Here is a 13,584-nt window from a genome sequence, read left to right as displayed (position 1 = left end):
ACGGGGAAGGAATTCCATTTTGAAGATGCGACGTCTAGCCGCCGGCCTGGCGGCTGCCGCCCTGGGTGCGACGATGGTGGCGACCGCCGCCTCGCCCGCGCTCGCGGACCCGGACCCGGGCCTGGACCCGGATGTCGCGGGCTACACGAGCCTGCAGTTCGACGCGAACCCCGAGCCCGCATGGCGGGGCCGGCCCATCACTCTCGAGGGCAAGCTCTCCGTGCAGTGCGACGAGGACTACATCAGTGGCCTCGTCTCGGTGCACCACGCCGACTACTGCAAGGACTCGGAGCGCTGGCACCGCCTGGCCTCGAAGCGGATCGTGATCCTCTTCCAGCCTGACGGCAGCGGCCGCTGGGAGTACGTGGACACCATCAGGACCAGCGGCAAGGGCTACTTCTCGACGCGGGTTCCGGCCCGCACGTCGGGTACGTGGCGCGCGGTCTTCGAGGGCTCCCGCTGGCTCTCCCCGGCGGAGGGCAAGGACTGGGTCAAGGTCGTCGGCCGCCGCTGATCCACCCCGAAACGCCCGGCCTTTCCCGGCCGGGCGTTTCCCATTCCCACCCCTTTCCCCACATCCCGCACCCTCCGCACCGCCCCACACCTCGCCCTCCCCATCCCAAGACCTCACCTCCCGGGCTTCTCGCCTCCCGCGCGCCCAACGCCCAGCGCGCCGCACGCCGAGGTTCCGCGCCCCACGCCGAGGGTGTCGCACGGCCGGCACGCCGCAGGTCCGGCACGCCGCGCGCCGCAGGCCGCATGACCAGCGCGCCGCACCGCCGCACGCCGAGGGCGCCCTATACCCGGTGGGCCTCGCGTCCCGCATGCTCCACAGCCACCGCAGCCCTCCGCGTATCCAGCGCAGCCCCACCCGAGCAGCCCACGCAGCCCGCTCCGCGACCGCGCCCCGCGCTCGGCGACCGCGCCTCGCGCTTCGCGACCGCGCCTCGCGCTTCGCGACCGCGCCTCGCGCTTCGCGACCGCGCCTCGCGCTTCGCGACCGCGCCTCGCGCTTCGCGACCGCGCCTCGCGCTTCGCGACCGCGCCTCGCGCTTCGCGACCGCGCCTCGCGCTTCGCGACCGCGCCTCGCGCTTCGCGACCGCGCCTCGCGCTTCGCGACCGCGCCCCGCGCCCCGGGCAGCCCACGCTCCGCAGGCCTATGCGCGGCGGCAGCCCACGCCGGGCGCACCCACGCCGGGCGCACCCACGCCGGGCGCACCCACGCCGGGCGCACCCACGCCGGGCGCGTCCTACGTGCCACCGGCCCCGCGTCTCACGGCCCCACGGTGCTCCATCGCCCGGGCTTTCCCAGGACGTCTCCTACCACCCGCGCTTCCGGAACGCGGCAACCGGCGGCGCGGCAAAGGCGTTCCGGAAGCGCGGCAACCGGCCACCCCTAATACGACACGGCGACCTGGACGCGGTGGTGCCGGGGCCGCTCGACCTCGTCCACCACCGCCACCCCCAGATCGGCGAACGAGAACACGGGCTCCACCGCCGGCACCGCCCCACCCCCGATCCGATACCGCCCGGTCCGGGACGCCGACTCGTCGAGGAGCACCGGGGGCGGCGCGAGCACCACCCAGTCGAGCCCCGACTTCTCGAACACCTCCAGCTCCGCCGCATGCCCCAGCGAGAACGCCCGCGCCTCGGCCGGGAAGTCCGGCGTGTCCACGAGCCGGACCCCCGGCGAGACCTCCAGCAGGCTCCCGATCCCGACCGCCACCAGCCGGGACACCCCGGCCCGCCCCAGCCCGCCGACCAGCGCCCGGGCCGCCGCCGTGTAGAACTCCTCCGACGACACGTCCAGCCGCGCCGCCACCTGAACGGCCGCGTCGTGCCCCGCCGCCACCTCCGCCACACTCGCAAGGTCGGTGACATCCCCGGCCACCACCCGCACCCCGGACGACCCCGCCCCGGACGACCCCGCCCCGGACGACCCCGCCCCGGACGACCCCACACCGGATGACCCCACACCGGATGACCCCGCCCCGGACGACCCCCAAGCGCCCGCGTACCTCCCGGGATCCCGGACGACGGCCGTCACCTCGTGCCCCCGCCCGACCGCCTCCGCGACCACCCGCACCCCGGCCCGCCCACCGGCGCCGAACACCACGATCCTGCTCACCTTCACCACACCCCTTCTGCCTGGGCCGGCCTCCCCGGCCACTCAGCGGAGACGGTAAGGGGCGAGATATCGCTTTCCGCAACGATAGTTACCTACGATGTCGGGATGGCCGAGCCACTCGATCCGGACATGTTCACCGGATGCCCTCCGGTAGTCGCGCCGATCCGCATCGGCGACAAGTGGACCGCGAAGCTCATCCGCTGCCTGGAATCGGGCCCCCGCCGCTTCAAGGAACTCCAGGTCACGCTGCGCGGCATCACCCCGAAGGTCCTCACCGAGTCCCTGCGCGCCATGGAACGCGACGGCTTCCTCACCCGCACCGCGTACGACGAGATCCCGCCGCGCGTCGAGTACGAGCTGACCGACCTCGGCCGCAGCCTCATCGAACCCATGAACGCCGGCTGCGAGTGGTCGAGAAACCACCTGGCCGAGCTGATGCACGCCCGCGAGGCATGGCACGAGGCGGCGGGATGAACCCCTGAGCGGAATCGATCTAGGGCACAAAGTGTTGTCGTGCGGTGAAGGAGTGATTTTGAACGTCGCCCGAAAGGCGTCGTAGTCTGGCCCTCTGGCGAACGAACAGGAGGTGACGCCCCATGTTGCGAGACTCGTTCGGACGGGTGGCGACGGATCTGCGGGTGTCCCTCACGGACAAGTGCAACCTGCGCTGCACGTACTGCATGCCCCCCGAAGGTCTCGACTGGCTCCCCAACGCGCAGCTCCTCACGGCCGACGAGATCGTCCGCCTCGTGACCATAGGCGTCGAACGCCTGGGCATCACCGAAGTCCGCTACACCGGCGGCGAGCCGCTCATCAGGCGTGAGCTGGTCGACATCGTCACCCGCACCGCCGCCCTGACCCCCAAGCCGCAGATCTCGCTGACCACCAACGGCATCGGGCTGGCCCGGCTGGCCGGGCCGCTGGCCGCGGCCGGGCTCGACCGGGTCAACGTCTCGCTCGACACGCTCGACTCTGACACGTTCAAGCGCCTGGCCCACCGTGACAGGCACGCCGACGTGATCGCCGGCCTCGCCGCCGCCGACGACGCGGGCCTGCGTCCCGTCAAGGTCAACGCGGTGCTCATGCGCGACCTCAACGACCACGAGGCCGTGCCGCTGCTGCGGTGGTGCCTCGACCGGGGCTACGAGCTGCGCTTCATCGAGCAGATGCCGCTCGACGCCCAGCACGGCTGGACCCGTGAGGGCATGGTCACCGCCGACGAGATCCTCGACCGGTTGTCGGGCGGGTTCGACCTCACGGCGGACGACCTGGAGGAGCGCGGCAGCGCGCCGGCCGAGCGGTTCCTCGTGGATGGGGGGCCCGCCCGGGTCGGGGTGATCGGGTCGGTGACGCGCCCGTTCTGCGGGTCCTGCGATCGGGTCCGGCTCACCGCCGACGGCCAGGTACGCAACTGCCTCTTCGCGAGGGAGGAGTCCGACCTGAAGACGCGCATGCGCGAGGGGGCCTCCGACGAGGAGCTCGCCGAACGCTGGGTCGCCGCCGTGGCGCGCAAGCGCGCCGGCCACGGCATCGACGACCCGTCCTTCCTCCAGCCGGCCCGGCCCATGTCCGCCATCGGCGGCTGACGGCGTGGCGCCCTCGGCCGAGAGCCCGGGTCAGGCGGTCTTCGACGCGGTGATCCTGGCCGGGGGAGAGGCGCGCCGGCTCGGCGGGGCGGACAAACCCGGCCTGAGCGTGGGCGGCAGACCCCTGGTCGAGCACGTGGTGACGGCGGTCGCGGACGCCCGTACGACCATCGTCGTCGGCCCCGAGCGCCCGATCCCCGCAGTGGTGTTCGTCCGCGAGGACCCGCCGAGGAGCGGCCCCGTCCCGGCCCTGGCGGCCGGACTGAACGGCGTCACCGCCCCGTGGGTGGTCCTGCTCGCGGGCGACCTGCCGTTCATCACCGCCTCCCACGTCACGTCCCTGCTGAACGCCGCCACGACCCGACCTCCCGGCACCGGCCCCGCACACCCGATGCCCGCCGTGCCCGATGACGTGGCGGGGGCGGCCCCCGAGGAGGGGCCGGTCGGCGGGGTGGTGATGGTGGATGACGGCGGGCGGGAGCAGTGGCTGGCCGGGGTGTGGCCGGCGGCGCGGCTCAAGGGCGCCCTCGCCGCCTACTCGGGCCGCTCGCTCAAGGGCCTGCTAGGCCCCCTCACGGCCGTACGGCTGTCGTTGCCGGGTAGGCCGTGGTTCGACTGCGACACAATGGACGACCTGGAGGAGGCTCGTATGCACGTGCTCAACGAATGGACCGCGCTGGCCTGCAAGGAGCTGGGCATCGACCCGGCCGACGTGGACCGCGACCTGATCCTCGACCTCACCAAGGAGGTCGCCCACGGCGTGGCCAGACCGGCCGCGCCCCTGACGGCGTATCTGCTCGGCCTTGCCCAGGGCGCCGGGACCGCCCCCGACGACGCCGTGGCGAAACTGATCACATTGGCGAAGAACTGGGGACAGGCCACGACCGAGACGCTGACAGACAGCTGACACTCGAACGAACTCTTGAAGTCAAGCCGCCCTCCCGCCTGAAGATTTCCTGTGAATAACGAGGCGGGAGGGAGTGCAAACGGTTTCGGGAAAGCGGCCCTATCCGACTGCGGTCGGCGTCGCCAACTGATCAAAAACTTCCGGGAAAGGGCGACGCCGGGTGGTTACGGGGGCAAACCACCCGGCGTCGCGTCATCGGCGTTCCGACGGGGGCCCGGAACGCCGGCACCAGCACTCCGACGGGGGACCGGAGCGCTTGCCTAAAGCGTACACCTACAACCCGTGGGATGCGTCAAGACTTAGTCACGACCCGATCTCGCGTCGATGCAGCGGTATCTCGGTTTGGTTAGCTTCAGGGGTGTCAAAGGTAGGCGGAGGGGCAGCCTTCCCTCTCTCATTGGCCCCGATTACGGCTATGTATGGCAAAAAGACTGCGGCGGCGATGAACAGCAGCCGGTACGGCCACGGCACCGGCACCACGACCGCCAGGATCAGGCAGATCGTCCGGATGCCCATCTTGATGAGGTAGCCGATCTCGCGCTTGCGGATGTCGTCCGTCAGCGACGGCTTGGCGTCCGTGACCTGGTGGACGTCTGCTCTCCTGCGCCACCCCTTCATGTCTTCCACCGTAGACCTGGAACAGGCCGGGTGCGACAGCGCCCCGGTGCGGGAACAGGGGTCATGCGATCATGGCCTTTGAGTAAGGAGGATGAGGAGATGACGGATCGAACGTACCGGGTGACCGAGATCGTCGGAACGTCGGGGGAGAGCGTCGACGAGGCCATCCGCAACGGCATCAGACGGGCCTCCCAGACCCTGCGTCACCTCGACTGGTTCGAGGTGACGGAGATCCGCGGATACCTCGACGCGGGAGAGGTCGCGCACTTCCAGGTCGGCATGAAGGTGGGCTTCCGCCTCGAGGACACCTGATCTCGAGGACGCCTCGCGGGCCGCGTACGGCTCTCTGCCGGCCGTAGGCGCCCCGGGGGTCCCTGGGGGCCGGACGCCGGATCGCAGGGCCGTCCCCCCGCCCCTCGCCGGAGGCCAGAGGTTAGATTGGCCGGTGTGAGTGTCGAGTTCCGCATCCTGCTGGTGTGCACGGCGAACATCTGCCGTTCCGCCATGGCACAGGTGATCGCCCAGGCGATGCTCAACTCCGCGCACCTGCCCGTGGCGACGGGGAGCGCCGGGGTTCGCGCGCTGGTCGGCCGGCCGATGGCCCCCCACGCGATCACGGCCCTCGACCGGCTGGGCCTGGACGGCCGGGCGCACCGTGCCCGGATGCTGGACCTCGACCTGGTCAGGTCGGCCGACCTGCTGCTGACGATGGAGGCCGGGCACCGGGCCGTGGCCGTCGGGATCGCCCCTGAGGCGGAGCGCAGGACGTTCACGCTGCCGGAGTTCGCCGAACTCGCGGCAGGGGCGGGGCACCGCCGTTATCGCTCGGACACGGCCGAGCGGGCGCGGGCGATCGTCGAGTCGGCCGCCGAACGGCGCGACGCGCGGCGGGCGCCGGAGGTGTTCGACCCGTACGGCGGCCCGTACGAAGGCTACGAGGCGTGCACCAAGACCCTCGGCGAGGCGCTCAGCCACGCCCTGGGCGCCCTCCTGGGCCCCCGCTGACCAAGGGGCCGCGCCCGGGACGGGCGCGGCCGCCGCGGAGGTCAGCTGGCCTGGCTGACCGTGGACATGTTGAAGTCCGGCACCCGCACCGCCGGCATGATCGTGCGCTGGAAGTAGTCGTTCCACTCCCGGGGCAGCGTGCGCCCGGCCGCGCCCACCTCCGTCAGACGCCCGAGCAGGTCCACCGGGCTCTCGTTGAAGCGGAAGTTGTTGACCTCGCCCACGACCTCCCCGTGCTCGACCAGGTAGACCCCGTCCCGGGTCAGCCCGGTCACCAGCAGCGTCTGCGGGTCGACCTCGCGGATGTACCACAGGCAGGTGACGAGGAGCCCGTGCTCCGTGGAGGCGATCATCTCCTCCATGGACCGGCCGCCCTCGGGGCCCGACATGATCAGGTTGCCGATCGCCGGCGTCACCGGCAGGCCGCTCAGCTCCGCCGAGTAGCGGGTCTGCTGCAGCGCCTCCAGGGTCCCGTCCTTGACCCAGTCGGTCGCCCCCAGCGGGAGCCCGTTGTCGAAGACCGAGCTCTCCCGGCTGGAGGCGTGCGCCGCGACGAACGGCGCGCACGCGATGCCGGACGCCGACGGGTCGCTCGACAGCGTGACGGGCAGCGTGCCCAGCCGCTCGCCGACCCGCGTGCCGCCGCCGGGCTTGGAGAACACCGAGCGCCCGTCGAGCGCGTCCCTGGCCCCCGCCGACCAGTACAGGTAGATCATCAGGTCGGCCACCGCGCTCGGCGGCAGCAGCGTCTCGTAGCGCCCGGCCGGCAGGTCGACCCGGGTCTTGGCCCACTCCAGCCGCTGCGCCAGCGAGGAGTCGAGCGCCGCCACGTCCACGTCCGTGAAGTCCTCGGTGGACACGCCCGTCCACGCCGAGCGCTTCAGGTCGGCCGACTTGGCGTTGAGCTCCAGGCGCCCGGTCGGCTGGTCGTGGCGCAGCCGCAGGCCCGCCGACGTGCCGAGGAACGTCGAGGTCAGCGAGTGCTCCGCGAACCCGTACAGCTTCCGGCCGCCCGCCTCCGCCGCCGCGAACGCGTCGCCGAGCGCGGGCGCGAACCCCTCGAACACCCCGATGTCGGTCGGCTCCACGGCCGAGCCCCAGTGCGGCGACTGCGGCACGCCCTCGACGAGGGCGCGGGCGTCCTCCGCGGGCTGGGCCTCCCGCGCGGCCGCGTCAGCCGCCGCCACCACGTCCGCGAGCTGATCATCGCGTACGGCGGCCCGCGACACGACCCCGACGCCCTGCCCCGCGATCGAGATCACGGTCAGCCGGGCGGAGCGGGCGACGCCGTTGGTGGTGAGCGTGTTGCCCGCGAAGCGCAGGTTGGCCGTGGACTGCTCGTCCACCAGCACCACGCAGTCGTCGTTCGCCGAGAGCTCCAGGGCCTTCTCGACCATCTCCTGCGGCGTCACTTGCCACCCTCCTGAACGGTGTTGAGGATCCGCACGCCCCTGAACAGCGCCGACGGGCAGCCGTGGCTGACCGGCGCGACCTGGCCCGGCTGGCCCTTGCCGCAGTTGAAGGCGCCCCCGAGCACGTACGTCCCCGGCCCGCCGACGGCCTCCATCGACTGCCAGAAGTCCGTCGTGGTCGCCTGGTAGGCGAAGTCCCTGACCTGCCCGGCCAGCTTCCCGTGGGAGATCTTGTACGCCCGCTGCCCGGTGAACTGGAAGTTGTAGCGCTGCATGTCGATCGACCAGCTCTTGTCGCCGACGATGTAGATGCCCCGCTCCACGCCCGAGATCAGCTCGTCGGTGGAGGGCCCGTCCGGCGCGGGCGCCAGCGACACGTTGGCCATGCGCTGGATCGGCATGTGCCCCGGCGAGTCGGCGAACGCGCACCCGTTGGACCGCCCGAGCCCCTTCATCAGGGCCATCCGCCGGTCGAGCTGGTAGCCGACCAGGACGCCGTCCTTGACGATGTCGAAGCTCTGCCCCTGCACGCCCTCGTCGTCGTAGCCGATCGTGGACAGGCCGTGCGTGACCGTGCGGTCGCCGGTCACGTTCATCAGCGGCGAGCCGTAGACCAGCTCGCCCAGCTGGTCGAACGTGGCGAAGCTGGTGCCCGCGTACGCCGCCTCGTAGCCGAGCGCCCGGTCCAGCTCGGTCGCGTGGCCGATCGACTCGTGGATCGTCAGCCACAGGTTGGACGGGTCGATCACCAGGTCGTAGTCGCCCGCCTCGACGGAGGGCGCCGCCAGCTTCTCCGCCAGCAGCTCGGGCAGCCTGGCCAGCTCGCCCTGCCAGTCCCAGCCCGTGCCCGTCAGGTATTCGTAGCCGCGCCCGACCGGCGGCGCGAGCGTCGACATGTCGTCGAAGCCGCCCTCGTGCGCCTTCATCGCGTTGAGCTTCGGGTGCACCCGCACCCGCTGCTGCGTGGTGACCGTGCCGGCCGTGTCGGCGTAGAACTTCTGCTCCTTGACCTGCAGCAGCCGCGCCGACACGTGGTCGGCGCCCTTCAGCAGGCCGGCCGACCAGTCGGCCAGCAGGCTCACCTTGTCGGCCGAGGAGACCTCGAACGGGTCGACGTCGTACGCCGACACCCACACGGCCTCGGCGTGCACCGGCTCGGGCGCCAGCTCGATGGGCTCGCGGTTGATCGGGGCGCTCACCTCCGCCACCCGCACCGCCTGCTCGGCCACGGCCGCGGCGGCCTGCGGCGTCAGGTGGATGCCCGCCGCGAACCCCCACGTGCCGCCCTTGACGACACGCACGGCGTAGCCCAGGTCGTCGGCGTCCATGGCGCCTTCGAGCCGGGCGTCATAGAGACTGAGCGTCTCGGCTCTGACACGTTCGAGCCGGAAGTCGGCGTGCTCGGCGCCGAGCTCGCGGGCGCGTTGCAGGGCGGCGTCCGCCAGCTGCCGCAGCGGCAGCTCCAGGAAGTCGGGATCGATCTGGCGCATGTCCACGATCCTAACCCTGTGATCTTGTGCCACCCGGACAACCGGATACCCGCCGGTAGGAGATAGCGTCTGATGCCATGGCACGCTCTGTACTCGTCACCGGGGGCAATCGCGGCATAGGCCTCGCGATCGCCCGTGAACTCGCCGCGGCCGGCGACGCCGTCGCGGTCACCTACCGATCGGGGGAGCCGCCCGAGGGCCTGTTCGGCGTGCGCTGCGACGTCACCAGCATGGCCGACGTCGAGGCCGCGTTCGACAAGGTCGAGGCGGAGCAGGGCCCGGTCGAGGTCCTCGTCTCCAACGCCGGCATCACCAAGGACACGCTGCTGGCGATGATGAAGGAAGACACCTTCACCGACGTCATCGACGCCAACCTCACGGGCGCCTACCGCGTGACCAAGCGCGCCATCCGCCCGATGATGAAGCTCAAGCGCGGCCGCATCATCCTCATCTCCTCCGTGATCGGCCTGTCCGGCCAGGCCGGCCAGGCCAACTACGCCGCCTCCAAGGCCGGGCTGGTCGGCTTCGCCCGCTCCCTGGCCCGCGAGTACGGCTCGCGCAACATCACGGTCAACGTGGTCTCGCCCGGCTTCGTGGCCACCGACATGACGGCCGACCTCGACCAGGAGGCGATCGTCTCCCGCATCCCCCTCGGCCGCCAGGCGGCGCCCGAGGAGGTGGCACGCGTCGTTCGCTTCCTGGCCGGCGACGACGCCTCTTACATCACCGGGGCCGTGATCCCGGTCGACGGCGGACTCGGAATGGGGCACTGACGTGGGAATTCTCGAAGGCAAGCGGATCCTCGTGACCGGCGTGCTCACCGACGCCTCGATCGCGTTCTCGGTGGCCAAGCTGGCCCAGGAGGAGGGCGCCACGGTGGTGCTCACCGGGTTCGGCCGGCTGAGCCTGGTCGAGCGCATCGCCAAGCGGCTGCCGGAGCCGGTGCCGGTGCTGGAGCTCGACGTCCAGAACAACGAGCACCTCGACACGCTCGCGGCGCGGGTGGGCGAGCACGTCGACGGCCTCGACGGCGTGGTCCACTCGATCGGCTTCGCTCCGCAGACGGCGATGGGCGGCAACTTCCTCAACACCACGTGGGAGGACGTCGCCACGGCCCTGCACGTGTCGACCTACTCGTTCAAGTCCCTCGCCGTGGCCTGCCTGCCCCTCATGAAGGAGGGCGGCGCGGTCGTGGGCCTCGACTTCGACGCCACGAAGGCGTGGCCCGTCTACGACTGGATGGGCGTGGCCAAGGCGGGCCTGGAGTCGTGCAGCCGCTATCTCGCCCGCGACCTGGGGCCGCACAACATCCGCGTCAACCTGGTGGCGGCCGGTCCGCTGCGCACCATGGCGGCCAAGTCGATCCCGGGCTTCAAGGAGTTCGAGGACAGCTGGCCGGCGAAGGCCCCGATGGGCTGGGACCTGTCGGACACGATTCCGGCGGCAAAGGCGTGCGTGGCCCTCATGTCGGACTGGTTCCCGGCGACGACCGGCGACATCGTCCACGTGGACGGCGGCGTCCACGCCGTCGGCTCCTGATCCAAGGCTGTCGCGGGGTCTCGCGGGTCGCGGGGCCCCGCTTTGCGGTGCGCGGACCCAGGCCCGCTCTTACACGCGCGGGTCAAGGCCCGCTCTGAGGTACGCGGGTCAAGGCCCGCTCTGAGGTACGCGGGCCGGGGCCCGCTCTCGGGGTGCGCGGGCGCTCAGGCCAGGCGGTGACGGCCGTTGCTGTTGCCGGTCCCGCTGCCGCTGCCGGCGCGCGCCGGTTCGAAGGGGATCGAATCCGCCGGCTCCGTGCGCTGGCGCCGCTGCTGGACGATCCGCGTGGCCAGCACCGCCGACCCCAGCAGCGCGATCGTCAGCGCCGTCCCCAGCACGTCCGAGGCGGGCGGGCTGGGCCGTACCACCCGCTTGTCCTGCATGGGCAGGGTCAGCTCATGGGCGAACGGATTGGGCCACAGCAGGTCCACCCGCGGCTCGTCCGTGTCGACCCTCGTCTTCTTCTCGATCACCGGCCGCCCCGTGTCCACGGTCTGCGGGCGCTGCTCCGGCGCCGTGGGCCTCTTGCTGGGCAGGGACTCCACGCCCCATTCGCGGGGCCGCGACGTGTGCGAGGGGGAGGGGGTGGGCGAGGGGGAGAGCTTCTGCGTGGCGTCCTGCTCCGCGCAGGCCTGCCCCGCCCGGCAGTCGCTGTCCCGGGGGTCGTCCTCCTGCTCCGTGGCGGAGTCGGAGGGCGACGGGGAGGACTCGGTGGCGGGCGTGGACTTGGTGGTCGGGGCCACCTCTCCGACCCGGCCGAGCACCTCGTTGGTGGTGTCGTTCACGCCGTCCGTCACCTTTTTGGTGGTCCCGCCGGTTAAGGTGTCGACCGTGCCGGTGAGCGTGTTCACCACGTCGCACAGGGTGTTGGTCACCCCGGAGAGCAGGCCCCCGTCGCGCGTACAGTCCTGTGCGTCGGCCGACGCGGCCGTCGCGGCCCCTGGGACGGCCGCCAGCGCCACCGCGAGAACTCCAGCCGAGATCGCGGCCCTGCTCCCCATCCGTCCCCTCCTGCGTCGCTTCCGGGGGAAATCTTTATGGACATCGGACCTGAGACGCAGGCGTTTGGCAGGTAAAGTTGCGATTCGGTATCGACTAGTGATACGCGAGGGGCCCTCTCGTTCCGGGGGCGAGGGGTCAGTCTGGTGACGACACGTCATCGAGGGCATCTCGGATCTCTATGGGCAGCACCACGTCCTCGGCCGTCAAGGCCCCCGTGAGCTGCGCGCGCGTACGGGCTCCGACGATCGCCGAGGAGACCCCCGGCTGATCGCGGACCCAGGACAGGGCGACCGCCAGCGGTGAGACGCCGAGCCCGTCGGCGGCGGTCATGACCGACTCGACGACGCTGCGGCTGCGCTCATCCAGATACGGCCGGACGAAGTCGGCGAAGTGCGGGGTGGCGGCCCGGGAGTCGGCCGGGATGCCGGTGCGGTATTTCCCGGTCAGCACCCCGCGGCCCAGCGGCGACCAGGCCAGCACGCCGACACCCAGATCGGCGGCGGCGGGCAGCAGCTCGCGCTCGGGCTCGCGGGCCAGCAGCGAGTATTCGGCCTGCGCCGAGGTGATCGGGATGCGGCCGGGGATCATCTTCTGGGTGACCGCCGCGGCGGCCAGCTGCCAGCCGGTGTAGTCGCACACGCCCGCGTAGACGGCGCGTCCGGAGGAGACGATCGCGTCGAGCGCGGCCAGGGTCTCCTCCAGGGGCACCTCGGCGTCGTAGGTGTGCAGCTGCCACAGGTCGACGTAGTCGAGCCCGAGCCGGTTGAGCGAGTCGTCGACCGCGGCGATCAGGTGGCGCCTGGAGGCGTCGCGCGGCCGGCGGCCGGTCGGCGTCACCACGGCCTTGGTGGAGATCACCAGCTCCGAACGCGGCACGGAGTCGCGCAGCATCCGGCCCAGCAGCCGCTCGGAGTCGCCGCCGGTGTAGACGTCGGCCGTGTCGACGAGATTGCCGCCCGCGTCCAGGAACGTACGGAGCTGGGCGGCCGCCTCGTCGGCGTCGGTGTCACGCCCCCAGGTCATCGTGCCGAGCCCCAGCCGGGACACCGACAGGCCGCTGCGGCCGACATAGCGCTGCTCCATGATCCCGCCAGGTTACCAACAAGAAACCTGCTCATCAGGCTGCCGCACCACTGTTGTTCGCGGTTGACGCGGCAGCGGCGGCCCATGGTGAAAAGTTGTGATCCGCGCCTGCGACACTTGCCAGGTGACCACGCTGCTTCTGGCCCGCCACGGGCTGACGGACCTCACCGGCCCGGTGCTGGCCGGACGTACGCCGGGGGTGCATCTGAGCGAGGCCGGCCGCGCGCAGGCCGCGGCGCTGGCGGCCCGCGTCGCGGGCGTCCGGCTGGACGCCGTCGTCTCCAGCCCCCTCGAACGCTGCCGGGAGACCGCCCACGCGGTCGCCGACGGGCGCGGGATGGACGTGCTGATCGACGACCGGTTCATCGAGTGCGGCTACGGCGGCTGGACCGGCCGCCCGCTGAAGGAGCTCGCCGAGGAGCCGCTGTGGCGGGTGGTGCAGGCGCACCCCAGTGCCGTGACATTTCCGGAAGGGGAGTCCCTGGCCGGTATGCAACACCGGGCGGTCGCGGCGGTCCGGGAGTGGAATCAACGCCTGGGGGAGAAGGCTGTCTACCTGGTTTGCAGCCACGGCGACGTGATCAAATCGATCGTCGCGGACGCTCTGGGCCTGCATCTCGATCACTTTCAGCGGATAACAGCCGATCCTGCGGCCCTCACCATCATTCGCTATGCCCCCCTGCGCCCCTTTGTTCTCAGGCTCAACGATATGGGGGAATTGCGGCTTCCCGAGGATTCGGAGGAGAAAGACGGGGGAGAAAACATCACCGGGAGCGATGCCGCCGTCGGCGGCGGACCCGGAACCACGTAAGG

15 protein-coding genes are annotated in these 13,584 nt (G+C 71.6%); 9 read left to right on the top strand and 6 right to left on the bottom strand.

Translation table 11 applies throughout. The features are described 5' to 3' along the window. The first annotated feature begins 25 nt into the window (after positions 1-25). Positions 26-514 carry a hypothetical protein gene (locus H4W80_RS14785; protein WP_192785622.1) on the top strand — a complete coding sequence of 163 codons (489 nt, stop codon included), beginning with the start codon at positions 26-28 and terminating at the stop codon, positions 512-514. A gap of 883 nt (positions 515-1,397) precedes the next feature. Here the strand turns inward: H4W80_RS14785 and H4W80_RS14780 are convergent. Next, positions 1,398-2,129 carry an NAD(P)-dependent oxidoreductase gene (locus tag H4W80_RS14780; RefSeq protein WP_192785621.1) on the bottom strand — a complete coding sequence of 244 codons (732 nt, stop codon included), beginning with the start codon at positions 2,127-2,129 and terminating at the stop codon, positions 1,398-1,400. A 105-nt stretch (positions 2,130-2,234) separates the two neighbouring features. On the opposite strand from H4W80_RS14780, the gene H4W80_RS14775 reads away from it, so the two are divergent. The 3 genes from H4W80_RS14775 to H4W80_RS14765 all read left to right on the top strand — a co-directional run bounded on the left by H4W80_RS14775 (position 2,235) and on the right by H4W80_RS14765 (position 4,622). Then, the gene (locus tag H4W80_RS14775; protein ID WP_192785620.1) at positions 2,235-2,603 is read left to right on the top strand and encodes a winged helix-turn-helix transcriptional regulator; all 369 of its coding nucleotides are present in this window, start codon (positions 2,235-2,237) and stop codon (positions 2,601-2,603) included. A gap of 122 nt (positions 2,604-2,725) precedes the next feature. Then, complete coding sequence (gene moaA, locus H4W80_RS14770; protein WP_192785619.1) at positions 2,726-3,715, top strand: GTP 3',8-cyclase MoaA; 990 nt, start codon at positions 2,726-2,728, stop codon at positions 3,713-3,715. A 4-nt stretch (positions 3,716-3,719) separates the two neighbouring features. Then, complete coding sequence (locus H4W80_RS14765; protein ID WP_192785618.1) at positions 3,720-4,622, top strand: NTP transferase domain-containing protein; 903 nt, start codon at positions 3,720-3,722, stop codon at positions 4,620-4,622. 303 nt (positions 4,623-4,925) lie between these two features. Here the strand turns inward: H4W80_RS14765 and H4W80_RS14760 are convergent, their stop codons facing one another. Continuing rightward, the gene (locus tag H4W80_RS14760) at positions 4,926-5,240 is read right to left on the bottom strand and encodes a DUF3099 domain-containing protein (RefSeq protein WP_192785617.1); all 315 of its coding nucleotides are present in this window, start codon (positions 5,238-5,240) and stop codon (positions 4,926-4,928) included. 99 nt (positions 5,241-5,339) lie between these two features. Here H4W80_RS14760 and H4W80_RS14755 point away from each other — a divergent pair, with 99 nt between their 5' ends. After that, the gene (locus tag H4W80_RS14755; RefSeq protein WP_192785616.1) at positions 5,340-5,552 is read left to right on the top strand and encodes a dodecin; all 213 of its coding nucleotides are present in this window, start codon (positions 5,340-5,342) and stop codon (positions 5,550-5,552) included. A gap of 135 nt (positions 5,553-5,687) precedes the next feature. Next, positions 5,688-6,245 (top strand): arsenate reductase/protein-tyrosine-phosphatase family protein, encoded by a 558-nt coding sequence (locus tag H4W80_RS14750; RefSeq protein WP_192785615.1) that lies wholly within the window; start codon positions 5,688-5,690, stop codon positions 6,243-6,245. 41 nt (positions 6,246-6,286) lie between these two features. On the opposite strand, the gene H4W80_RS14745 is transcribed toward H4W80_RS14750, so the two are convergent. After that, positions 6,287-7,657 (bottom strand): metallopeptidase TldD-related protein, encoded by a 1,371-nt coding sequence (locus H4W80_RS14745; protein ID WP_318786865.1) that lies wholly within the window; start codon positions 7,655-7,657, stop codon positions 6,287-6,289. Then, the gene (locus H4W80_RS14740; protein ID WP_192785614.1) at positions 7,654-9,147 is read right to left on the bottom strand and encodes a TldD/PmbA family protein; all 1,494 of its coding nucleotides are present in this window, start codon (positions 9,145-9,147) and stop codon (positions 7,654-7,656) included. The genes H4W80_RS14745 and H4W80_RS14740 overlap by 4 nt, the downstream gene beginning before the upstream one ends. A 77-nt stretch (positions 9,148-9,224) precedes the next feature. Between H4W80_RS14740 and H4W80_RS14735 the strand changes: the two genes are divergently transcribed. Both H4W80_RS14735 and fabI read left to right on the top strand, forming a co-directional pair. Then, on the top strand, positions 9,225-9,920 hold the full coding sequence (locus tag H4W80_RS14735) for a beta-ketoacyl-ACP reductase (protein ID WP_192785613.1): 696 nt from the start codon (positions 9,225-9,227) through the stop codon (positions 9,918-9,920). 1 nt (position 9,921) lies between these two features. Further along, entirely contained in the window at positions 9,922-10,686 is a 765-nt protein-coding gene (fabI, locus tag H4W80_RS14730; protein ID WP_192785612.1) for an enoyl-ACP reductase FabI, read from the top strand. A gap of 164 nt (positions 10,687-10,850) precedes the next feature. On the opposite strand, the gene H4W80_RS14725 is transcribed toward fabI, so the two are convergent. Next, complete coding sequence (locus H4W80_RS14725) at positions 10,851-11,687, bottom strand: hypothetical protein (RefSeq protein ID WP_192785611.1); 837 nt, start codon at positions 11,685-11,687, stop codon at positions 10,851-10,853. 136 nt (positions 11,688-11,823) lie between these two features. Continuing rightward, entirely contained in the window at positions 11,824-12,771 is a 948-nt protein-coding gene (locus H4W80_RS14720; protein ID WP_192785610.1) for an aldo/keto reductase, read from the bottom strand. A gap of 124 nt (positions 12,772-12,895) precedes the next feature. Between H4W80_RS14720 and H4W80_RS14715 the strand changes: the two genes are divergently transcribed. After that, a complete protein-coding gene (locus H4W80_RS14715) occupies positions 12,896-13,582 on the top strand; it encodes an MSMEG_4193 family putative phosphomutase (protein WP_192785609.1) in 687 nt (228 codons plus the stop codon). Positions 13,583-13,584: the final 2 nt, after the last annotated feature.

The organism is Nonomuraea angiospora (genome assembly GCF_014873145.1).
GTDB lineage: Bacteria > Actinomycetota > Actinomycetes > Streptosporangiales > Streptosporangiaceae > Nonomuraea > Nonomuraea angiospora.
The sequence above is the reverse complement of the archived record's forward strand: the minus strand, read 5'-3'. Positions and strand labels throughout refer to the sequence as shown.